This is a genomic window from Leeuwenhoekiella polynyae (assembly GCF_004104075.1).
In the GTDB taxonomy this organism is placed as follows: Bacteria; Bacteroidota; Bacteroidia; order Flavobacteriales; family Flavobacteriaceae; genus Leeuwenhoekiella; species Leeuwenhoekiella polynyae.
Window position 1 is genome coordinate 36952 of the sequence record NZ_QOVK01000016.1, and the last position, 20731, is coordinate 57682.

General features: G+C 36.7%; 22 protein-coding genes. 14 read left to right on the forward strand and 8 right to left on the reverse strand.

What is annotated here, in order from left to right; translation table 11 throughout:
- Positions 1 to 92: 92 nt before the first annotated feature.
- The 13 genes from DSM02_RS14690 to tsaB all read left to right on the forward strand — a co-directional run bounded on the left by DSM02_RS14690 (position 93) and on the right by tsaB (position 11680).
- On the forward strand, positions 93 to 1073 hold the full coding sequence (locus DSM02_RS14690) for a cytochrome c oxidase subunit 3 (RefSeq protein ID WP_128766321.1): 981 nt from the start codon (positions 93 to 95) through the stop codon (positions 1071 to 1073).
- Positions 1074 to 1109: 36 nt separating this feature from the next.
- Complete coding sequence (locus tag DSM02_RS14695) at positions 1110 to 1469, forward strand: cytochrome C oxidase subunit IV family protein (protein ID WP_128766322.1); 360 nt, start codon at positions 1110 to 1112, stop codon at positions 1467 to 1469.
- A gap of 123 nt (positions 1470 to 1592) precedes the next feature.
- A complete protein-coding gene (locus DSM02_RS14700) occupies positions 1593 to 2219 on the forward strand; it encodes a hypothetical protein (protein ID WP_128766323.1) in 627 nt (208 codons plus the stop codon).
- Positions 2220 to 2230: 11 nt separating this feature from the next.
- Entirely contained in the window at positions 2231 to 2977 is a 747-nt protein-coding gene (locus DSM02_RS14705) for an SCO family protein (RefSeq protein WP_128766324.1), read from the forward strand.
- Between the two features lie 7 nt (positions 2978 to 2984).
- A complete protein-coding gene (locus DSM02_RS14710) occupies positions 2985 to 3560 on the forward strand; it encodes a DUF420 domain-containing protein (protein ID WP_128766325.1) in 576 nt (191 codons plus the stop codon).
- A gap of 8 nt (positions 3561 to 3568) precedes the next feature.
- Positions 3569 to 3790 carry a hypothetical protein gene (locus DSM02_RS14715; protein WP_128766326.1) on the forward strand — a complete coding sequence of 74 codons (222 nt, stop codon included), beginning with the start codon at positions 3569 to 3571 and terminating at the stop codon, positions 3788 to 3790.
- A gap of 119 nt (positions 3791 to 3909) precedes the next feature.
- Positions 3910 to 4611 carry an ABC transporter ATP-binding protein gene (locus DSM02_RS14720; RefSeq protein ID WP_128761520.1) on the forward strand — a complete coding sequence of 234 codons (702 nt, stop codon included), beginning with the start codon at positions 3910 to 3912 and terminating at the stop codon, positions 4609 to 4611.
- Positions 4604 to 5848: an ABC transporter permease gene (locus DSM02_RS14725; RefSeq protein WP_128766327.1), complete on the forward strand. Its 1245-nt coding sequence runs from the start codon at positions 4604 to 4606 to the stop codon at positions 5846 to 5848. The genes DSM02_RS14720 and DSM02_RS14725 overlap by 8 nt, the downstream gene beginning before the upstream one ends.
- 9 nt (positions 5849 to 5857) lie before the next feature.
- A complete protein-coding gene (locus DSM02_RS14730) occupies positions 5858 to 7117 on the forward strand; it encodes an ABC transporter permease (protein ID WP_128766328.1) in 1260 nt (419 codons plus the stop codon).
- 31 nt (positions 7118 to 7148) lie between these two features.
- Complete coding sequence (locus DSM02_RS14735; protein ID WP_128766329.1) at positions 7149 to 8300, forward strand: efflux RND transporter periplasmic adaptor subunit; 1152 nt, start codon at positions 7149 to 7151, stop codon at positions 8298 to 8300.
- A gap of 66 nt (positions 8301 to 8366) precedes the next feature.
- Positions 8367 to 9692, forward strand: a complete 1326-nt coding sequence (locus tag DSM02_RS14740; RefSeq protein ID WP_128766330.1) for a TolC family protein — start codon at positions 8367 to 8369, stop codon at positions 9690 to 9692.
- A 44-nt stretch (positions 9693 to 9736) separates the two neighbouring features.
- A complete protein-coding gene (locus tag DSM02_RS14745; protein WP_128766377.1) occupies positions 9737 to 11002 on the forward strand; it encodes an efflux RND transporter periplasmic adaptor subunit in 1266 nt (421 codons plus the stop codon).
- A 3-nt stretch (positions 11003 to 11005) separates the two neighbouring features.
- A complete protein-coding gene (gene tsaB, locus DSM02_RS14750) occupies positions 11006 to 11680 on the forward strand; it encodes a tRNA (adenosine(37)-N6)-threonylcarbamoyltransferase complex dimerization subunit type 1 TsaB (protein ID WP_128766331.1) in 675 nt (224 codons plus the stop codon).
- A gap of 23 nt (positions 11681 to 11703) precedes the next feature.
- On the opposite strand, the gene DSM02_RS14755 is transcribed toward tsaB, so the two are convergent.
- The 3 genes from DSM02_RS14755 to DSM02_RS14765 form a co-directional block, all read right to left on the reverse strand.
- Positions 11704 to 12564 (reverse strand): mechanosensitive ion channel family protein, encoded by an 861-nt coding sequence (locus DSM02_RS14755; protein WP_128766332.1) that lies wholly within the window; start codon positions 12562 to 12564, stop codon positions 11704 to 11706.
- Between the two features lie 194 nt (positions 12565 to 12758).
- Complete coding sequence (locus DSM02_RS14760) at positions 12759 to 12959, reverse strand: dodecin family protein (protein WP_073098780.1); 201 nt, start codon at positions 12957 to 12959, stop codon at positions 12759 to 12761.
- 94 nt (positions 12960 to 13053) lie between these two features.
- The gene (locus tag DSM02_RS14765) at positions 13054 to 13959 is read right to left on the reverse strand and encodes a NifU family protein (protein WP_128766333.1); all 906 of its coding nucleotides are present in this window, start codon (positions 13957 to 13959) and stop codon (positions 13054 to 13056) included.
- Positions 13960 to 14100: 141 nt separating this feature from the next.
- Between DSM02_RS14765 and DSM02_RS14770 the strand changes: the two genes are divergently transcribed.
- Positions 14101 to 15093 (forward strand): PorP/SprF family type IX secretion system membrane protein, encoded by a 993-nt coding sequence (locus tag DSM02_RS14770; RefSeq protein WP_128766334.1) that lies wholly within the window; start codon positions 14101 to 14103, stop codon positions 15091 to 15093.
- Here the strand turns inward: DSM02_RS14770 and murI are convergent.
- The 5 genes from murI to DSM02_RS14795 form a co-directional block, all read right to left on the reverse strand.
- A complete protein-coding gene (gene murI / locus DSM02_RS14775) occupies positions 15090 to 15881 on the reverse strand; it encodes a glutamate racemase (protein WP_128766335.1) in 792 nt (263 codons plus the stop codon). The two genes, DSM02_RS14770 and murI, sit on opposite strands and share 4 nt — an antisense overlap.
- 73 nt (positions 15882 to 15954) lie before the next feature.
- Complete coding sequence (locus DSM02_RS14780; protein WP_128761509.1) at positions 15955 to 16467, reverse strand: OmpH family outer membrane protein; 513 nt, start codon at positions 16465 to 16467, stop codon at positions 15955 to 15957.
- Between the two features lie 72 nt (positions 16468 to 16539).
- Complete coding sequence (locus DSM02_RS14785) at positions 16540 to 17346, reverse strand: OmpH family outer membrane protein (protein WP_128766336.1); 807 nt, start codon at positions 17344 to 17346, stop codon at positions 16540 to 16542.
- Between the two features lie 34 nt (positions 17347 to 17380).
- A complete protein-coding gene (gene bamA, locus DSM02_RS14790) occupies positions 17381 to 19978 on the reverse strand; it encodes an outer membrane protein assembly factor BamA (protein ID WP_205875155.1) in 2598 nt (865 codons plus the stop codon).
- A gap of 4 nt (positions 19979 to 19982) precedes the next feature.
- A complete protein-coding gene (locus DSM02_RS14795) occupies positions 19983 to 20723 on the reverse strand; it encodes an isoprenyl transferase (protein WP_128761506.1) in 741 nt (246 codons plus the stop codon).
- Positions 20724 to 20731: the final 8 nt, after the last annotated feature.

A 20731-nucleotide genomic window follows, 5' to 3' on the forward strand; every position in this document is an offset into this window, starting at 1 on the left:
GTTTTTTTGAATGGTTATAAATACTGATTATTGCTTTGAAAAGCATTTTTAAAATACCTATTTTTGCAACGCTTATAAACCTTTATTAAAATATGGACGCTACTGCTGTTACAACAGGCACAGAAGGCAAGATTTGGGGCGGAGATAACGAGCCTCTAAAAGCAAGTTACGGGAAGATGATGATGTGGTTTTTCATCCTTTCTGATGCACTTACTTTCTCAGGATTTCTTGCTGCTTACGGATTCTCAAGATTTAAATTTGTTAACCAGTGGCCTATAGCCGACGAGGTGTTTACCCACTTTCCGTTTTTACATGGTGTTGATGCACCTATGTATTACGTAGCATTAATGACCTTTATACTTATTTTCTCTTCTGTAACAATGGTTCTTGCTGTAGATGCTGGTCACCATATGAAGAAGAACAAAGTAATCTGGTATATGTTCTTTACAATAATAGGCGGTGTTATTTTCGTGGGATCTCAAGCCTGGGAATGGTCTAACTTCATTTCAGGTGAGTTTGGTGCTGTAGAAACTAAAGGTGGTAAGATATTACAGTTTGTAAATGCCGAAGGTGAGCAGGTTGCTATTGAGTCATTTGCTGCTAGCCTACCTAATGATAGAACAAGACTTACTAGAAACGAAGCATTATGGTATGAGTCAGAAAGCTCTATGCCAGATTACGATTTAGCTGAAGTAGTAGAAGGCTTTAAAGCAAATCCAGATTTATTAATCCGTACTCAGATACTTACAGAAAGCGGAGAAAAAACAATATTGTCTAGAGAAGCTTCTCTTGCAAAATTAGAAAGTGACGCGGTTGGCGTTGTGCAGGGTGCAAATCTGGTACATAACGAATACGGACCACCACTTTTTGCAGATTTCTTTTTCTTCATTACCGGTTTTCATGGTTTTCACGTATTCTCTGGTGTAATCATCAATATCATTATATTTATTAATGTAATTCTTGGTACGTACGAGCGTAGAGGAAGCTATGAGATGGTAGAAAAAGTCGGGTTATACTGGCACTTTGTAGATTTAGTGTGGGTATTTGTATTTACATTCTTCTATTTGGTTTAATAATTATTTCGCAAAGCGAAAATTAAAAATATAAAAATGGCACACGAAACATCAAATCACGGTTCAGCCACAAAAAGAATTTGGACGGTTTTTGCAATCCTTTCTGTTGTAACTATTGTTGAAGTATTTCTAGGTATTGTAAGACCAGAATTTCTTGTAGAAACACATTTGTTTAGAATGCACTTGCTTAACTGGGTATTCATTGTTTTAACCCTTTATAAAGCATATTATATTACCTGGGCATTTATGCACATGGAACAGGAAACAAAAGGTCTGCGTAGAGCAGTGGTGTGGACAGGGATCTTTTTGGTTTGTTATTTGATTTTTATCCTGTTAACCGAAGGTGATTATATATTTGATGTGTATCACGATGGTTATATCAGCTGGGATTTTTAATAACAGATGAAAAATAAAAAAAGACAGCATTTGCTGTCTTTTTTTATGCCTCTTTTTTACTGAAAACTTTCTGTAGCTTACCTTTGCAATCGCTATTACAAAATAGCATAACAAGGCTAGGTTATGAAGAAGTTTTTAGTTTTAGGCGTTTTGTTTATTTTACCAATTGTTGCATACCTTTTCTTTGCTTCCGGAATACATAATTTTGCAAAACTTCCTATTCTTGAAGAGAATATCCCAGAACTTCAACTTGGCGAAAATGTTCAACTTGAAGATAAAATAACAGTACTTGGTTTTTTAGGGACTAATATAGAGCGCGAAGGAGGAGACCTCTTTAATCTCAATCAAAAAATATTCAAATCATTTGCTGAATTCAAAGATTTTCAGTTTTTATACCTTGTTCCGGAGGATATCAATTTAGATGAATTAGATCGTGTGAAACACGAATTAAGCTTAGGGGTTAACCTTTCTAATTGGCATTTTGTGCTAACATCTCAAGAGAATATAAACACTGTTTTTAAAAGCTTAAGGACTCCATACGAACTAACCGAAGACGGTGGTTCACCTTATATTTTTATAATAGATAAAAAAAGAAAACTTAGAGGGAGGGACGATGATGAAGATTCTGGTGTTTTGTATGGCTATGACAGTTCTGATATAGCTGAGTTATCTAATAAGATGAAAGATGATGTTAAAATCATTTTGGCAGAATACCGTCTGGCACTTAAGAAGAATAACGCAGATCGTTAAAAATAGAAGTGATGAATAAGAAGAAGACTTATATAGGGATAGCAGTAATTGTTTTGATTTTTGGAGTAATTGTAATCCCTAAAATTATAGATCGTTTGATGAATGGTGAAGTCGTTGAGAACGATAGGCTCAATGTTGCAAATTTAGACACTGTTGAAAATGAAGATGCACTTGCATATATCAATATTAATGGTGAAGATCGAAAAGTGCCTCGTTTTGAATTTATAAATCAAGACGGAGATACCATTACCGAAGACTTATACAAAGGGAAGGTGTTTCTTGTAGAATTTTTCTTTACAAGATGTCCTACTATTTGCATCCCGATGAACAAAAATCTCGTACTTATTCAAAATAAGTTTAAAGACAATCCAGATTTTGGTATCGCAAGTTTTAGTATAGATCCGGAGCATGATACTCCTGAAGTTTTAAAAGAATATACAGAGAGCTATGGCATCACAGACCCAGATTGGAATTTAATGACTGGTGACCGTGAAAAGATTTATGAGTTGGCTAATGTAGGTTTTAACCTTTTAGCTCAGGAAAATCCTAATATAGAAGGCAACTTTCAGCATTCAGGATTATTTGCCTTAGTTGATCAGAATGGTTTTATCAGATCTAGAAAAGACGAGTTTGGTAATCCGTTGATTTATTATCGGGGTTTTATTCCGCAAGGGGCGCCAGAAATTGAAGGAGAAGAGACTTCTCAAATAGATATTTTGATTGAAGACATCAAAAAATTGCTTAATAAGAATAACTAACTAGTAAATGAAAAATATTGCACAAAAAGAGAAACTATACAACAGGTGGATTATAGTTTTGTCTATTGCGATACCGGTAGCGGTAGCGGTTTTATTTACGATTCGTATTCCCGGTGTTGAGCGTTTGGGTTTTTTACCACCTATTTATGCGACTATTAATGCCTTAACAGCTGTATTGCTTTTTACTGCTGTAATTCAGATTAAAAAAGGTAATCGTGATCTTCACGAAAAACTGATGAAGGTTTGTATTGGGCTTTCTTTGGTATTTTTAGTACTGTATGTCGTTTATCACGCAACATCAGACTCTACAAAATTTGGCGATGCTAATTTGGATGGAGTAGTTTCTGATGCTGAAAATGCTGCTGTAGGAGTGTTTAAGTATGTTTATTATTTTATTCTTATTACACACATTCTGCTTTCGATTGGTGTTATTCCTTTCGTTTTGATTACTTATGTACGAGCGATGCTAGGTAAATTTCCACTGCATAGAAAAATCGCCAGAATTACATTTCCTATATGGCTGTATGTGGCTGTAACTGGTGTAGTGGTTTATTTTATGATTTTCCCATATTATCCGGCTTAAAAAATACTATGAAACGTTATATCTCTTTTCTGTTTTTATTTTTCATCACTTTTGCAAGTCAGGCTCAATGTGCAATGTGTCGCGCTGTGTTAGAAAGTGAGACTGATAATAGCATGGCAGAAGGAGTGAACAATGGTATTGTCTATCTTGCAGCGATACCTTATATCTTGATGGGAGGCGTAATTTGGTTTATTTACAGAAGCCGAAAAAAAGCCAGACAGGAGTCTTAGAATTCTTTTACTATAAATTTATTAGCTTAATCTTGTAACAACTTTGACGTTTTTGGGTCTATTAAACAGGTGAGAGTTAAAAAATTAACTTTTTTCTAGACACAAAACCATCGCTGTTTATGATTACCATTAAAGATTTGCATAAATCTTATACCATGGGAACAAACTCACTTCACGTTCTCAAGGGTATAAATTTTTCTGTTCAGGAAGGTGAACTCGTCTCTATAATGGGTTCTTCAGGATCCGGAAAGTCAACATTGCTTAATATTTTAGGGATGCTTGATGAGGCTGACGAAGGTTCTTATACATTAGATGGTGTCCCTATCAAAAATCTAAACGAAAAAATTGCAGCTCAATATCGTAATAAGTTTTTAGGATTTATTTTTCAATCTTTTAATCTTATTAATTATAAAAGTGCGCTTGATAACGTGGGTATGCCTTTATATTATCAAGGTATGAAGCGTAAAGAACGCACCGAAAAAGCGATGGCTTACCTCGAGAAGGTGGGTCTGGCAAACTGGGCGCATCATATGCCTAACGAACTTTCAGGAGGGCAAAAGCAGCGTGTTGCTATAGCACGCGCATTGGCCAGTGATCCTAAAGTCTTACTTGCAGATGAACCAACTGGTGCATTGGATACTAAAACCAGTTATGAGGTTATGGATCTCATTCAGGGAATTAATGATGAAGGAAAAACTATTTTGATTGTTACACACGAAGATGATATCGCTCATATGACTAAGCGTATTGTTAATCTTAAAGATGGTTTAATTATAGATGATACAGCAGTTGATCAAGTAAGAGCCTTAAGCCATGTTTGATCTCGAGCGCTGGCAAGAAATATTAGAGACTATTTCAAAAAACAAACTGCGTACTTTTTTGACGGGGCTTTCTGTTGCTTCCGGAATTTTTATTCTAGTGATTCTTTTGGGTTTTGGTCAGGGAATGCAAAACGGTATCAGTGCTCAGTTTCAACGTGATGCTTCAAGTAGAATTTCGGTTTATACCGGGGTTACATCTAAAGGGTATAAAGGTTTAAATCCGGGGAGGTTTATTGAGATGACTAATGAAGATTACAACTATCTAATCAAAAAATATGAAGATGATCTGGAGTTTAAATCTTCAGTTTACAGAATATGGAGTGGTACGTTAAATTTTGGAAATGAGTCAGGAAGTTATCGTGTAGAAGGTGTTTATCCCGACTATCAATTTTTGGAGAATGAGGACATGGTAGCTGGCCGTTATATTAATTATGATGATCAGGAGAAGAAGTCTAAGGTCATGGTGATTGGTAATAAGGTAAAGCAAGACTTATTTAACAATCAAGATCCAATAGGGCAGCAGGTTCAAATTAATGGGATCAATTTTAAGGTTGTGGGCGTGTATACTGATCCCGGCGGGGAGCGTGAAGAAACTCGTGTATTTGTACCTTTATCTACATCACAGCGTGTTTTTGGTGGAGCTGATAAAGTAGGTAATCTAGGATTTACACTAAAGCCAAAAGAAACTTTTCAAAAAACACTAGAGCAGTCTGTTCGATTTTCTTCAGAAATTGAATCCTTTTTAAAAGAGCGTCATTTAATAGCTCCAGATGATACCAGCGCAATAGGTATTAATAATACATTGGAAGGTACAAAGCGTTTTTATGATTTAATCGGGATGATAAAGACGTTTTTCTGGGTAGTAGGTATTTGTACTATTATCGCCGGAGTAGTAGGTGTGAGCAATATAATGCTGATCATCGTAAAAGAACGAACCAAAGAAATAGGTATACGTAAAGCTTTGGGAGCACAACCACTTTCTATAATTACGATGATTTTGCACGAGTCTATTTTTGTGACTGCAATAGCAGGGTTTACTGGTCTTATATTGAGTATGGCTTTGTTAGAAGTTGTAGGTCCTAATCTTGATATGGACTTTATAAAAAATCCATCTGTGAATTTTAATGTAGCACTAACAACTGTTTTTATCTTGATACTTGCTGGAGCTTTGGCTGGTTTTGTGCCGGCATGGAGAGCTGCTCGAATTAAACCTATAACCGCTTTACGCGAAGAATAAATCAAAGAAATGTTTAATAGAGATCGTTGGGATGAAATTATAGAAGCGCTAAGCCGAAACTGGTTTAGAACGGCGCTTACAGCCTTTGGTGTGCTTTGGGGAATATTTATTTTGGTTGTTTTGCTTGCTGCAGGTAAAGGGCTTGAAAATGGTGTAAAAAAAGGTTTTGGAGGGATAGCAACCAACAGTATGTTTATGTGGACGCAAACTGTCTCTAAATCCTATAAAGGTTTGCCTAAAGGAAGAAGATTCAATTATGATCTGGATGATGTTGCGGCTATTAAAGAAAATATGCCGCAGTTACGCTTTGTTTCTCCACGGAACCAATTAGGAGGTTTTGGAGGTGCAAATAATGTAGTGCGTGGTTTGAATTCCGGAGCTTTTAACGTTTATGGGGATTATCCTGAATATATTGAGCAGCAACCTATGAATATTACTTCGGGGCGTTTTATAAATTACGGGGATATTGAAGGTAAACGTAAAATAGCTGTAATAGGTGAAGGTGTTCGCAAAGCGTTATACGATAAAGGTGAAGAGCATATAGGTACGTACGTTAAAATAAACGGGGTTAATTTTATGGTGGTAGGTACTTATTCAATGGTATCGAGTAATGGTAATGCCGAAGAAGATGAGAAACAGATTTACGTTCCCTTCACGGCGTTTTCTCAGGCCTTTAATATGGGTAATCGGGTAGGGTGGATGGCGGTGACCGCAAAAGATGGTTATTCTATAACTCAGCTTAAATCTGAAGTTTTTGATATTGTAAAAAACAGGCATTCTATACATCCGGAAGATGACCGTGCAATAGGTAATTTTGACCTCTACGAAGAGTTTCAAAAGGTAGATGGTCTGTTTATAGCGCTTAAGATTGTTGCCTATTTTGTGGGCATTCTAGTATTGCTTTCTGGTATCATAGGTATCAGTAATATTATGCTGATTGTCGTAAAAGAGCGAACAAAGGAAATAGGAATCCGTCGTGCTTTAGGTGCGAGCCCTTGGTCAATTCGAGGTCAGATTTTAATGGAATCTGTATTTCTTACTATCATTTCAGGGATGATGGGCATTTCATTGGGAGCTGCGCTTATCTATATCTTAAACAAAATTCTAGATGCAAACGGCCCTGTAGAAATGTTTGCTAATCCGAGTGTAGATTTAGGTACTGTGATTACGGCACTTTTTATCTTGATCTTTTCAGGCTTATTAGCTGGTTTTATTCCGGCTCAAAATGCAATTAAAGTAAAACCAATAGACGCCTTACGCAACGAATAAAACTTTCATCTTAAATACGAACATCAATCATATGAAAAAATCAGTTACCATTGTTATCCTTGCTGTGATCGCAGTTATATTTATAGGATCACTCTATTATTTGTATCAAAAAAACCTTGAAGATCCTGTTGTTTACACGACCGAAACTCCGTCAAAACAAACTATTGTTAAAAAAACGGTAGCTACAGGAAGTATTGTTCCGCGGGAAGAGGTTCTTATAAAACCTAACATATCGGGTATTATAAAAGAGATATTAGTTGAAGCCGGTGAGTTTGTAGAGGCGGGTCAATTATTGGCGCAGATAGAAGTGGTGCCTAACGCATCTTCTCTAGTGAGTGCTCGTAATAACATACAAAGTGCACGAACTAATCTGGAGACTGCAAAACTTACTTTAGAAAATCAAGAAAGTATTTACGAGAGACAAAAGGCCTTGTATGATAAGGGTGTTGTTAGTGCTAATGATTTTGATAACAGTCAGAGAGAATACAACCAGGCGGTTCAGAATTACAAACAGCAACAGGTGAGTTTGTCAAGTTCTCAACAGAATTATGACATTGTAAGAACGGGAACTACAACCGGTTTAGGCAGCAACGCAACTACATCTGTACGCGCAACAATAACGGGGATGGTTTTAGAAGTTCCTGTTAAGGAAGGTAATCAGGTTATAGAGTCTAATAACTTTAATGATGGTACAACTATCGCTTCGCTGGCTAATGTGAACGATATGATTTTTGAAGGAAAAGTAGATGAAAGCGAAGTGGGTAAAATTACTGAAGATCTTCCGCTTGAAATTACAGTAGGTGCTATTGAAAATAAGAAGTTTGACGCTACACTAGATTATATAGCCCCTAAAGGAGTCGCTGAAAACGGAGCGATTCAGTTTGAGATAAAAGGAACATTAGCAAAAAAAGATTCCACATTTATTAGAGCGGGATTGAGTGCAAATGCTTCAATTATCTTAGAACGAGCAGATGATGTGTTGGCTATAAAAGAAGCTTTGGTGCAATATGATCCTAAAACACAAGATCCATTTGTAGAGGTTGAAACCAGTGAACAAAATTTTGAACGTCGCGATGTAAAGCTCGGTGTTAGCGATGGTATTTATGTTGAAATTTTAGATGGAATTACTGAAGATTCTAAGATCAAAGTGTGGAATGCTATTAAGCCTGCACAAAGTTTTTAAAGAAATATAAAACCTTTGGTGTAACACTTTACATTGAAGTACTACTTATTATACAGAATTTTAATTATGAAGAATTCAATACTCTTTTTTATTTTGGTTTTCTCTGTGACTTCTGGCTTTGCTCAGCAAAAATGGACACTGCAGGAATGTATTCAGCGGGCTCTTGATGAGAATATTCAGGTACGTCAGGCGCAATTAGATATTGATGTTGCTGAGCTTGATAAATCTGATGCTGATGGTAATTTTTTACCTACGCTTAATGCAAATGCGAGTGTTTCTAAAAACACAGGTCTAAACTTTGACCCAACGAGTAACTTAGCAACTACAACACAGTTCTTGTCTGCCAGCGGAGGTATTAATACAAGCTACAATCTCTTTGATGGTCTACGCAATTTTAAACAAGTACAACGCGCAAAATTAACTGCTCTTTCTGCTCAGTATAGTTTTGAAAAGCTGGAAGACGACATAGCTTTAACTGTAGCGAATGGTTATTTACAAGTTATCTTAAATAAAGAAAATTTAAAAGTTTTAAGATCTCAAAACGAAGTTACCAAGCAACAGTTGCAGCAAACAAAGGATCTTGTAGATGGCGGTGTTTCCCCACGAGGGGATTTACTCGAAGTACAAGCTCAAAATGCCAGTGAAATTCAAAGTATTGTTGCAGCAGAAAATACTGTTCAGATTTCGTTGATCAGTCTGGCTCAAACTTTATTGATTAGAGATTATAAGAATTTTGATATCGCAGATGGTGATTATCAGATATATGGTGAAGATGTATTGCTAAAAACGCCACAAGAAATTACAGAGTCTGCCAAAGAAGAGCGGTACGAGGTTAAGATTGCCGAAAACAATTTAGATATCGCTGAAAAAGATGTTGAGATTGCAAAAGGAGCTAGATGGCCTACATTATCTGCTTTCTTTGGATATAGCACCCGCTATTCAGAACAAGATCCCGTTAACAGTTTTCAAGAGCAGTTGTATTTAAATGATGGTATTTCTTATGGTTTGAGATTAAATGTTCCTGTTCTAAATGGTTTTCAGACGCGTAATAATGTGCGAAGAAGTAAAATTGCTGCAGACCGTGCTGCAATTAACCTGGAGCAAGCACAATTAGATTTAGAGTCTAATGTGTATCAGGCTTATTTAGATGCTCAGGGTGCGCTTAAGGCTTATGAAGCTGCAGAAACTGCTGTAGAATCTCAGGAGTTGGCATACTCTTATTCTCAAGATCGTTATGAAGTAGGCTTAATCAACGCTTTTGATTTCAGTCAATCTAAGCAACGTTATGATAACGCCATGATCGATTTGAATCGTGCGAAATACGATTATATATTTAAACTTAAAGTACTCGAGTTGTATTTTGGTGTTCCCGTGAGCGAACTTAAATTCTAGGGAATATACCGATCTCTATTCGTGTAGCTGTAATTTTTTTGATGATGAAAAAAAAGACCTTAATAATCATTCTTAGTGTTGCTGTAGTACTCATTCTAATATTGATAGGTGGTAAGAAGGCCGGTTGGTTTGGTAAAACCGGAGAGTTTAAGCCTGTCGAGACAAAGATTGTAGAGCGTTCTACAGTTATTGAGACCGTTGCTGCAACCGGAAAGATTCAGCCAGAAACCGAGGTTAAAATTTCGTCAGAAGTTTCAGGAGAAATCATTGAGCTTCCTGTGGTTGAAGGTCAGCAGGTAGAAAAAGGTGATCTTTTAGCACGTATCAATCCAGATTTAATTCAGTCTGCATTGACACAAGCGCAAGCGTCTTTACAAAATGTACAAGCAAACCTTGCTCAGGCTGAAGCCACATTAAAAAATGCAAAAGCAAATTACGAGCGTAACAAAGCCTTGTTTGATAAAGGGGTTATTTCTAAATCAGCATGGGATCAGTCTGTGTCAGATTATGAGGTAGCTCAGGCCACTGTGAAATCTGCTTATTATAGCGTTCAGAGCTCTGCAGCTAACGTAAATCAATCTCGGGATAACTTATCTCGTACAACTATTTATGCGCCGCTTAGCGGAACGATATCAAGTCTTGATGTAGAATTAGGAGAGCGTGTGGTAGGAACGCAGCAAATGGCAGGGACCGAAATGATGCGAGTTGCAGACTTGGGTAATATGGAAGTTGAGGTTGATGTTAATGAAAATGATATTGTTAAAATCAATATCGGAGATTCAACCCGAGTTGAAGTTGATGCTTATCTCAAAAAGCCTTTTAGAGGTCAGGTTACTGAAATCGCAAATTCAGCAGAAAGCAATCTGACTGCAGATCAGGTTACTAACTTTAAAGTTAAAGTGCGCATTCTTGAAGAGTCTTATCGGGATTTAATTGAAGGTAAATCTGAAGCATATTCACCTTTTAGACCTGGAATGACGGCAACCGTAGATATCATTACAAATAGTGTAAAAGATGCTATTGCCGTGCCTATTAGTGCTATTGTGATCAAAAATGATACTATTTCCGGGAACTCTGCCTTTGAGAACAATCAATATGAAGCGGTGTTTGTAAAAGATGGTGATAAAGCTGTTTTACGCAGAATTAAAACCGGGATACAAGATGATGCTAATATTGTGATTACTGAAGGTTTAGAGACTGGTGATGAGGTAATTACTGGCCCGTACAATACTGTTACAAAATTACTTAAGGAAGGAGATCTGGTAGAGGTTAAAAAAGATGCTAAATTTGGGGCTTCAGAAGAAGACTAAATTATGGCTTTAATACTCTGCATAGAGACTACTACTACAAATTGTTCTGTTGCCCTAGCTAAAGATGGGGATATCCTTGGATTAAAGGAAGACATGGGATTAAATTATTCTCATGCAGAACGTTTACACGCTTATATCGAAGAAGTTTTACTTCAGGCTGGAGTAAAACAAAATGAGTTAGATGCTATTGCCGTGAGTAAAGGTCCTGGTTCTTATACCGGGCTACGCATAGGTGTAAGTAGTGCAAAGGGCTTGTGTTTTGCACTAAATATTCCTTTGATTTCAACAAATACGCTTGAGGCTTTGGCACTCCAGTCAAAGGGAGAAGCTATTCAAAATATAATTCCGGTTCTTGATGCGCGTAGAATGGAAGTGTATAGTGCTATCTATTCTTCAGACCTGAAAGAGTTGCGAGAAATACAAGCACAGATTGTTGATGAAAACTCTTTTGCTTCCGCTTTAGCGCAAGGAAAGACTATTTTTATAGGAAACGGTGCCGAAAAGTTGAAGCCGGTAATAACCCACGAAAATGCATTTTTTCAAACTGAAGCTTTACCTTCTGCAAGAGAAATGGTTGTGCTGGCAGAGACCAAATATAAAATAGGCGACACCGAAGATGTCGCCTATTTTGAACCTTTTTATCTAAAAGACTTCTTAGTAAATAAACCTAAAAAGTAGATTTAAACCTCTGATTAAAAGGCTTATTGTTTTGCGCTAAAACTAGCTCCGCTTTCATTGAAAACGTGTACGTCGCGTTGTGGAAACGGTATAACAATACCTTGTTCTTCAAGACGGCGTTTACCTTCTTCTAGTACATACCAGTGTAGTGCCCAGTAGTCATCATTTGTAGCCCAGAAACGTAGCGACATATTTACAGAACTATCTGCAAGTTCAGTAACTACAATCATCGGTTCAGGATGCGGATCGTGTAAAACAGTATCTTGCTCATTGACCAGTTTTAATAAAATTTCTTTAGCAAGTTTTATATCGCAATCGTAAGAAATTCCCCAGGTCTGTGCATTTCTACGTATTCCTTGAGAAGTGTAATTGATGATGTTGTCATTAGAAAGTTTTCCGTTAGGTATAACGGCTTCCTGATTTCCGAATGTAATTAATCTTGTATTGAATATTGAAATTTCTTTTACAGAACCATCTACCCCTTGAGCAGAGATCCAGTCACCAACTTTAAATGGTCTTAAAAGCAGAATAAGTACTCCACCTGCAAAGTTTGCTAATGAACCTTGTAGCGCTAAACCAACAGCCAAACCAGCGGCACCAATTACTGCAACTAATGAAGCAGATTCAACACCAAGCTGTGTGATAACCAGAACAAAAAGTAGAATTTTAAGTGTCCAGTTGATTAAATCAGCAATAAATTTTTCAAGAGTTAAGTCATAATCTTTTTTATCAAAAAATTTTTTGACCAGACGATTAATCACCTTGATGATCCAAAAACCGATTACTAGTGTTAAAATCGCACCAATAAGACTGGGAAGGAAATCAATAATTTTTTCACCAAATTGTTTGGCGTAGTCCTCGTATTGAGTAATGTCAAAATTCATAGTATAATTTTAATTTGTGCAAAGGTCATGGTTAAGCATCATAAATAAAAAATACTTATGTTTAAATATCGTTAATTCTTTATGTAGCTTGGTTTTACTAGGTATTTATAGATCTAAATAATCTTATATTTTCACCAATAAAAAATCCCGTAATTTAAGATTTCATTACGGGATTTTTCTGAGAATAGAATCTCTTATTTTACTTCAAAAGTGATTTTGACATTAACTCTAAATTCTGAAACCGTATCTCCGGTAACAACTGCACTTTGCTCATTTACATAAACAGAGCGAATATTCTTTATTGATTTTGAAGCTTCTTTTACTGCGTTAGCTGTAGCTTGCTCCCAACTTTTGTTAGAACTTGCTAATACTTCTATTACTTTTAAAACTGCCATAATTATTAGTTTTATTTATTTTATTGTTTATCGTTGAAGATACGATAATAAAGGCGGTTTTAAAAACTACAAATTTATTAATGTGTTAATCTGGTTATCCGTTTATAGCTTCTACACTATTAATTTTTCCTTGCAGCATTTCTTTAAGCATCGTCTCAATACCATTCTTTAAAGTGAATGTCGAAGATGGGCATCCGCTGCAAGCACCCTGTAAAATTACTTTTACATTTTTAGTTTCAGGATCATAATGCTTAAACAAAATGTTTCCGCCATCACTTGCTACTGCCGGCTTCACATATTCTTCAATGATGTTAGCAATCTCTTTTGAAGTATCATCGAGAGTTTCAAATTGATTTTCTTTTTCTTGCTCAACAACATCTGGAGTTTTCTTGAAATTTTTAGCTAGAATTTCTTTTCCGTCTTCAATATAGTTCTTGATAAACTCACGTACTTCTTGAAAAACATCATCCCATTCTGCAACCTCAAATTTCTGAATACTCACGTAATTTGAGTCCATAAAAACTTCCTTTACAAATGGAAAATGGAAAAGAGCTAAGGCAAGAGGTGCATTTTTAGCTTCGTCGATATTTTTAAACTCTAATGTTTCGGTAACAATCTTTTTATTAGTTACAAATTTAAGAGTTGCCGGGTTTGGTGTACTTTCTGCATAAACTGTTACCGGTACTTTTTTAGCTGTGCTGGCATCTTCAATAATAACAACCCCATTATCATTTAAGAAGTTCTCTATTTGTTGTGATAATTCATCTTGAATATCGATCCAATCAACAATATTGAATTTTTCAACCGCGATAAAATTCTGTGAAATGTAAACTGTTTTGACGAAGGGTAAATAGAATAATTGTTGCGCTAGTGGCGAATTTTTGGCTTCGTCAATGTTTTTAAACTCATAACTGTTGTGATTTACAAGGAATGAATTTGCCTGAAATTTTTTAATAGCAGGGTTAGACGTAGGCTCTATAGTGATACTGAATGTACTCATGATTTTATTTTGTGCAAATTTAGCTAATTTACGTCTGATTTGAGATTTTTAAGCGGAGTAAACCTGTTTCTCTTTTATAATTTAATTAGATTTACGGTGTTTGCCTTTAATAACTCAGAGGTATAATTTGAGCGCTAAATTTTGAAGAGATTTTTACTTTTAATTTTATTGTTATCTGGTCTGGTTTCCAGAGCACAAGAAGGCATCCCGGTTTACTGGGATTATCTTACCGAAAATCTGTATTTGTTGCATCCGTCAATGGCTGGGGCGGCAAATTCTAATCAAATAAGACTTACCGGAAGACAGCAGTGGTTTGATGTAGAAGATGCACCTAATTTATATACCGCAGCGGTAAATGGTAGAGTGGGAGATAAGGTAGGACTTGGAGCTATTTTATTTTCTGATGAAAATGGTAACTTTTCACAACGTGGTGTTTTTGGGACTTTTGCATATCACCTTTTGCTTTCTAGAAATTATGTGGACCTCAATCAGCTTTCTTTTGGGTTAAGTGTGGGTTTAATGCAGAATACGCTTGATGAAAGTGCTTTTGATCTCACCGATTTTGATCCTGTTATTTCCGGTGGAAGTCAGACTGATAATTACTTCAACGTAGATATTGGGATGTCTTATTATTTTTTAGATTTCTATGCCCACGCTACGGTTAAAAATGTTTTACCGCGGAATCGAGCTATTTTCACTCCACAATTAGAATCTACTAATCAGCGTCGCTATTTAGCATCAGCAGGTTATGTCTTCGGAAAATTAAATAATCCGTGGAGTTACGAGCCATCTATTATGTTCCAGGCGACTGATGAGACCCAGGAAGTTACAATAGATGTAAACGGAAAAGTTTATCGCAAATTTGATTGGGGAAAACTATGGGCAGGTTTGTCTTATCGTCGTAATCTTGACGGTGCACAATATCTCAATTCAGATGGAAGCATCACCAGTCAAAAATCTCAATACATTACTCCATTTTTAGGTATAACCTACAACAGATTCTTAGTTGGTTACACCTATACCTATCAGCGCAATGATATTGTGCTTGCCAATGGTTTTCACCAAATTACCTTGGGTTATGATTTTGGTGAGCGCAGAGAGCCTTATGAGTGTAATTGCCCTGCTGTAAATTAAAAATCTAAATAGCTTATTTCTTTATTCTGAAAAGCTTCAGACGTTAGCTGTTCTAAAACGGTTGTAGTGGCATTGCTGTATAATTTATGAGCTCCCGCTTTGTGACTTTGATTTAATAAATTATTCTTTTCGAGAATGCGTTTGGTTTGCAAAGCAACCGCTTGCCCACTATCTATTATGGTCACACCTTCAGGAAGTATTTGTTTTAGTATAGGGATGAGATAAGGATAATGGCTGCAACCTAGCACAAGGTAATCTATATTCTGAGCGATCATTGGATTGAGGTAGCTTGTTAAAAGCTGATGCAGTTCTTCAGACTGTAATTTTCCACCTTCAATAAGCTCTACCAGCCCTTTTCCTATTACTTCAATTACATTTAAGCCACTTGTGTATAAGCTTGAAGTGCGAGCAAATAGAGCGCTGCTAAGTGTTCCTTTTGTGGCTAAAATTCCTATCGATTTTGTTTTTGATGCTAAAGCTGCAGGTTTAATCGCAGGTTCAATTCCAATAAAAGGAATGTTATACGTATTCCGTAGTGTGTCTATTGCATTTGTAGTGGCGGTATTGCAGGCAACAACTATTAGTTTAGAGCCATGATCAATGAGGCGTTCTGTGTTTTTTATGGAGAGTTGAAGAATCTCGTTTGGTGTACGCTCACCATAAGGAGCGTTTTTTATATCCGCCAGATAGATAGTATCTTCAAATGGGAGCGTATGAATGATTTCTTTTAGAATAGAAGTGCCGCCAACACCGCTGTCAAAAACACCTATTGGATTTGTAATTTGCATAATCCAAATATAAAAAAACTGCCCTCCTGAATCATTCAGGAGGGCAGTTTTTAAATTAGTTATTTCGTTAAATTTAAATACCTAATTCTTTTTTAACGTCTGGCATTAAATCATAACCATCAGCTAAGATAAGACCAGTACCTGTGGTGCTGTCTAATACATATTTAAAACCTTTTGCACGAGCTACTTTCTGGATAGCTACGCGCGCTTTCTCAACGATAGGTTGCAAAGCTTCAGATTCTTTTTTCTGTAAGTCTCTTAATGCATTTTGACGATATTCCATGATTTTATTACGCGTTTGCTCTACTTCAGCCTGACGCTGTAAGTTAGTTTCGTCAGTTTGACTTGCAGCTTCATTACCGTAACGCTCCATAGTCTTTTTAAGCTCATTTGCCATGGTGTTCATCTCAGCATCATAAGAGCTTTGAAGTTTTTCTAAGTCAGCTTGAGCTTGTTTGTACTGTGGCATCGAAGTTAATAACTCTTGAGTTGCGATATGAGCTACTTTAAGATCTTGAGCCTGCATAAATCCTGTCGTTCCTAAGATTAGGGCTAAGGCTACAACTAGGGTTTTAACGTGTTTCATTTTAGTAATATTAAGTGTTATAATTATTTAAGTTTTAATTCGCCAATTATAACCTATTGGCAAGGTCTGGGTTTAATTTATTGAGTCTTTTATTTTTTGTCTTGCTTCTAATATTGAATCTCTTCTGCGCTGTCTCTCATCTAAAAGTTTTTGTCTGCGCGCCTCAAATTCTGCTTTTTTAGCAGCTTGTATAGAGTCTCTTGTTGCTTTGCGTTCTGCTATTAAGCGTTCTCTTTCAGTTTGTTTAGCATTAGCTTCAGCTTCTCGCTCTTCGCGTTCTTCAACCTGATCTAATGTTAATGCTTCAGTCTCTTCTAATTCCTGTTTATCAGTTCGCGAATTTATTTGATTGCGTTTTGATGAACGCTTAATACTTAATAATATTTGATCACTGATGTCGTGTCTCTTATCTGCATACAGCATCACTAGGTCTGAAGACTTATCTAAAATAAAGTCATATTGGCGTGCTTTAGCAATCTCTTGAACTGCATTAAAAACCTGATCTTGAATAGGCTCAACTAATATGCTGCGCTGCTTCATTAAATCTCCTTCAGGACCAAAACGCTTTTGCTGGTATTCTAAAATTTCATTTTGCATAAAACGAATTTCATCTTCCCGCTCCTTAATCAACTCCTGAGTAAGCAATACCCGCTCATTGTCAAGAGTCTTCTTCATTTGATCAATTTCTTTATTCCGTTTTTCAATCTCGTTTTTCCAGCCTGCTACGCGCTGATCTAACTGAGCTTGCGCTTCTTTATATTCCGGTACATTTTCTAAGATATAATTCATATCAACATACCCTAAACGAATACTACGTTGCGCTTGTGATGCCCCAAAACTTAATAGGGAAATACAAAGAGTTATAACGTAGTTTCTCATAGTTTATAGTGATATTAGAAAATATCGTGCCAAATTAAAATTGCTGACCAATTATAAAGTGAGTTTCCCATCCGTTAGGACCACCAACGGTGCCCGGAATTGGATCAAACCCATAGCCAAAATCAATACCTAATAGACCAAATGCCGGCATATAAATACGCACACCTGCACCCGCTGATCTGTTCATTAAGAACGGATTGTAATTTCTAAAATTGTCAAAAGAAGCCCCAGCTTCTGCAAACATTAACGCATAAATAGATGCTGATGGTTTTAGAGTAATAGGATATCTTAATTCAAATTCAAATTTATTAAAAATTGTGGCACCATCGTTACGATCTAAACTAGTTGTGGTTTGGCTACGGTCTTGTGGTAGCACAGATTGATTAGGGTATCCTCTCAATCTAATGACTTCACGCCCATCTAGGGCATAACCGCCTAAACCATCACCTCCTAAGTAGAACCGGTCAAAAGGAGGGATGCCCCGATCGTTGTTATAGGCACCGAGGAAACCAAAATCAACTTTAGAGCTTAACACTAGCTTCCCTACTAAAGAGGTAAACCATTGACCTTCAAATTTAACTTTGTAATACTCAAGCCAATTGAACCTCTCCTGATCTATTTCTGCAACACGTTCTGTACCAGATTGAGTACCTTCACTAGAAGCTGCAGCACGCTCATCAGCGAGTGCTTTATAATCGGTACCGTTCCAAAGAGAATAAGGAGGGGTAAGTTTAGCGGTAAGGCTAAATTTAGACCCTGTTCTTGGGAAAATTGGGTTGACATCGGTCTCGTTACGAGAAATACCCACTGTATATGCTAAATTTTCTGATGAACCGTTACCAAAGGTAAACAGCCCAACATTATAATTCTTAAGGTCAAAATGCTGAAAACTGATAGCATGCGAAATGGTAAAATAGTTGTCAGGTACTTCTAATCTTTTTGCAAGACCAATAGATCCTCCTGTTATTAAAAACCTACTATCTTTATCTGGCCTTCCTCTGCTGCGGTTATTGAAGTCAAATCTATACTGAATACTGTGGGAAAAACTTAATTGAAGTTGTACTGGTTTTTTGCCACCCAACCACGGTTCAGTTAAAGAAGCGCTATACGTTTGGTAAAAAGTACTGGCTTGCGCTCTTAAGCTAAATTTCTGACCGTCACCCATAGGTAAAGGTTGGTAAGCATCTTTGTTGAATAAATTCTGAATAGAGAAGTTGTTGAAAGAAAGCCCGAGGGTTCCTACAAAACCACCACCACCGTAACCACCTTGTAGTTCGATTTGGCTAGCACCTTGTTCTACTAATGCATAGTTGATGTCAATAGTGCCGTCATAAGGATTTGCATTCAAGAACTGAGGATTCAGCTGTTCCGGGTCAAAGAAACCAGTCTGACCTAATTCACGTGTTGTTTGAAGTACTGCAGCCTGACTGTAGCGCTGCCCAGGTCTGGTACGTAAATTACGGTAGATTACACGATCTTTTGTCTTGTCGTTACCGGTTATGGTAATACGGTCAAAGTACGCTAGTTTACCTTCTGTAATTCTAATTTCAAAATCAATGGTGTCATTTTCAACTTTAGTTTCTACCGGGTTGATCGTAGAAAATAAGTAACCACTGTTTTTATATAGGTTGGAAAGATCATCAGCATTAGGGTCACCATCTTTAGAAATGCGCTCTTTTAAAAGAACACCATTGTAAACGTCTCCTTTTTCAAGACCAAGTTGACGTGCTAACTCTTTGTCTGAATAAACGGTGTTACCTAAGAAATCAATATCTCCTATATGATATTTGTTGCCTTCTTCTACGTATAGCTTGAGTGTGATTAAATCTTCGCCACTGTGTATGAGTGTGTCAGAAACTATTCTGGCATCTCTAAAACCATTTTCTTTGTATTTGTCAACAACAGATACTTTATCTTCTGCAAAATTCTCTGCGATGTATTTAGAGCGTTTCCAAAAGCGAATGATGTTTTTCTGTTTTGTATTTTTCATCTGCTTGCGAAGCTTCGCATCAGAAAGCTTTTCATTGCCTATAAATTCAATATCCTCAATCTTAACCCGGTCACTAAGCTCAACATTCACGAGCATGTCAACCTTTTGAGTTTCTACGGTGTCTGTTGTAGGGCGGGTAATGATTGTTACTTTAGAATTTAAATAACCTTCTTTTTTATATTTATTTTCAATATAAAATTTAGTCTTAGTGATCAAGTTCTCGGTTACCTTCGTTCCTTTGTTAAGGTCGTTGTCTTTAATGATATCTTTTGCTTTCTTCTCTTTGATGCCATTAATAGTGACCTTATTCAACTCGGGTACTTCTTCAATCTCAAATTTAAGATCAACTTTATCGCCATTAATAGTAGCATACAGATTGATGTCGCTAAATAAATCTAGATCCCACAATTTTTTAATTACGTTACTAATGCGATCACCCGGTAAATAAACCAGGTCCCCGCTCCTTAGACGTGTAAAAGCAATTACCGTTTGCTCGTTATATTGTTTTGCACCTACAACAGATATTTCGCCAATTTCATACTGTTTTCCGTTAGAAACCGGTAAATCTTGTTGGGCTGTTGCAATGGTGTGGGTAAGGCAGCTTAGTAAAAAGGCCAGTATCAGGCCTGCTTGTTTAGGCATCTGCTTAATTAATTTGCTCACTCGTCTTTCCAAATCGTCGTTCTCTTTTCTGATAATTATAAATTGCTTCGTACAGATGTTTTCTTGTAAAATCGGGCCATAACACAGGTGTGAAATACAATTCTGCGTATGCTATTTGCCATAATAAAAAATTACTTATACGCTGTTCTCCGCTTGTGCGAATAAGTAAATCAACATCAGGCATATCATGGGTGTATAAATGCTCCTTAATGACTGCCTCGTTTATTAAATGTGGCGAAATTAAGTTTTTTTTAACTTTATCACTGATTTCCTGAACAGTTTTTACCAGCTCCTCCCGTGAGCCGTAACTGAGCGCTAAAGTAAGTTTTAAGCGCGTATTATCTTTAGTTTTTGTAATTACTTCTTGCAGCTCCCGCTGTGCTTTGCTTGGTAGACTGGTTAAGCTTCCTATTGCAGCGAGTGAAATGTTATTGTCTTGTAGTGTTTTAATTTCTTTTTTAAGGGATGAGACCAGAAGATTCATTAAGGTATCTACTTCAAGCTTTGGGCGATTCCAGTTTTCGGTAGAGAATGCATACAAAGTAACAAATGGCACTCCTAATTCTGCGCAAGCTTCAATGGTTTCGCGTACGGCTTTGGTTCCTTTTTTGTGCCCGTTGATACGAAGAAGTCCCTGATTTTTAGCCCAGCGCCCGTTACCATCCATAATGACGGCAATATGCTGAGGAAGCTTATCTTGATCTATTTCGTTTAAAAAATCCATTTCTAAAA

What these genes read in the sequence shown, in the direction of transcription:
- DSM02_RS14700 (WP_128766323.1), top strand. Translation starts at nt 1,593, where the DNA reads ATGAAGAAGTTTTTAGTTTTAGGCGTTTTGTTTATTTTACCAATTGTT.
- DSM02_RS14730 (WP_128766328.1), top strand. Translation starts at nt 5,858, where the DNA reads ATGTTTAATAGAGATCGTTGGGATGAAATTATAGAAGCGCTAAGCCGA.
- DSM02_RS14735 (WP_128766329.1), top strand. Translation starts at nt 7,149, where the DNA reads ATGAAAAAATCAGTTACCATTGTTATCCTTGCTGTGATCGCAGTTATA.
- DSM02_RS14760 (WP_073098780.1), bottom strand. Translation starts at nt 12,959, where the DNA reads ATGGCAGTTTTAAAAGTAATAGAAGTATTAGCAAGTTCTAACAAAAGT.
- DSM02_RS14765 (WP_128766333.1), bottom strand. Translation starts at nt 13,959, where the DNA reads ATGAGTACATTCAGTATCACTATAGAGCCTACGTCTAACCCTGCTATT.
- DSM02_RS14720 (WP_128761520.1), top strand. Translation starts at nt 3,910, where the DNA reads ATGATTACCATTAAAGATTTGCATAAATCTTATACCATGGGAACAAAC.
- tsaB (WP_128766331.1), top strand. Translation starts at nt 11,006, where the DNA reads ATGGCTTTAATACTCTGCATAGAGACTACTACTACAAATTGTTCTGTT.
- DSM02_RS14715 (WP_128766326.1), top strand. Translation starts at nt 3,569, where the DNA reads ATGAAACGTTATATCTCTTTTCTGTTTTTATTTTTCATCACTTTTGCA.
- DSM02_RS14785 (WP_128766336.1), bottom strand. Translation starts at nt 17,346, where the DNA reads ATGAGAAACTACGTTATAACTCTTTGTATTTCCCTATTAAGTTTTGGG.
- murI (WP_128766335.1), bottom strand. Translation starts at nt 15,881, where the DNA reads ATGCAAATTACAAATCCAATAGGTGTTTTTGACAGCGGTGTTGGCGGC.
- DSM02_RS14780 (WP_128761509.1), bottom strand. Translation starts at nt 16,467, where the DNA reads ATGAAACACGTTAAAACCCTAGTTGTAGCCTTAGCCCTAATCTTAGGA.
- DSM02_RS14740 (WP_128766330.1), top strand. Translation starts at nt 8,367, where the DNA reads ATGAAGAATTCAATACTCTTTTTTATTTTGGTTTTCTCTGTGACTTCT.
- DSM02_RS14705 (WP_128766324.1), top strand. Translation starts at nt 2,231, where the DNA reads ATGAATAAGAAGAAGACTTATATAGGGATAGCAGTAATTGTTTTGATT.
- DSM02_RS14690 (WP_128766321.1), top strand. Translation starts at nt 93, where the DNA reads ATGGACGCTACTGCTGTTACAACAGGCACAGAAGGCAAGATTTGGGGC.
- DSM02_RS14725 (WP_128766327.1), top strand. Translation starts at nt 4,604, where the DNA reads ATGTTTGATCTCGAGCGCTGGCAAGAAATATTAGAGACTATTTCAAAA.
- DSM02_RS14745 (WP_128766377.1), top strand. Translation starts at nt 9,737, where the DNA reads ATGAAAAAAAAGACCTTAATAATCATTCTTAGTGTTGCTGTAGTACTC.
- DSM02_RS14710 (WP_128766325.1), top strand. Translation starts at nt 2,985, where the DNA reads ATGAAAAATATTGCACAAAAAGAGAAACTATACAACAGGTGGATTATA.
- DSM02_RS14755 (WP_128766332.1), bottom strand. Translation starts at nt 12,564, where the DNA reads ATGAATTTTGACATTACTCAATACGAGGACTACGCCAAACAATTTGGT.
- bamA (WP_205875155.1), bottom strand. Translation starts at nt 19,978, where the DNA reads ATGCCTAAACAAGCAGGCCTGATACTGGCCTTTTTACTAAGCTGCCTT.
- DSM02_RS14795 (WP_128761506.1), bottom strand. Translation starts at nt 20,723, where the DNA reads ATGGATTTTTTAAACGAAATAGATCAAGATAAGCTTCCTCAGCATATT.
- DSM02_RS14695 (WP_128766322.1), top strand. Translation starts at nt 1,110, where the DNA reads ATGGCACACGAAACATCAAATCACGGTTCAGCCACAAAAAGAATTTGG.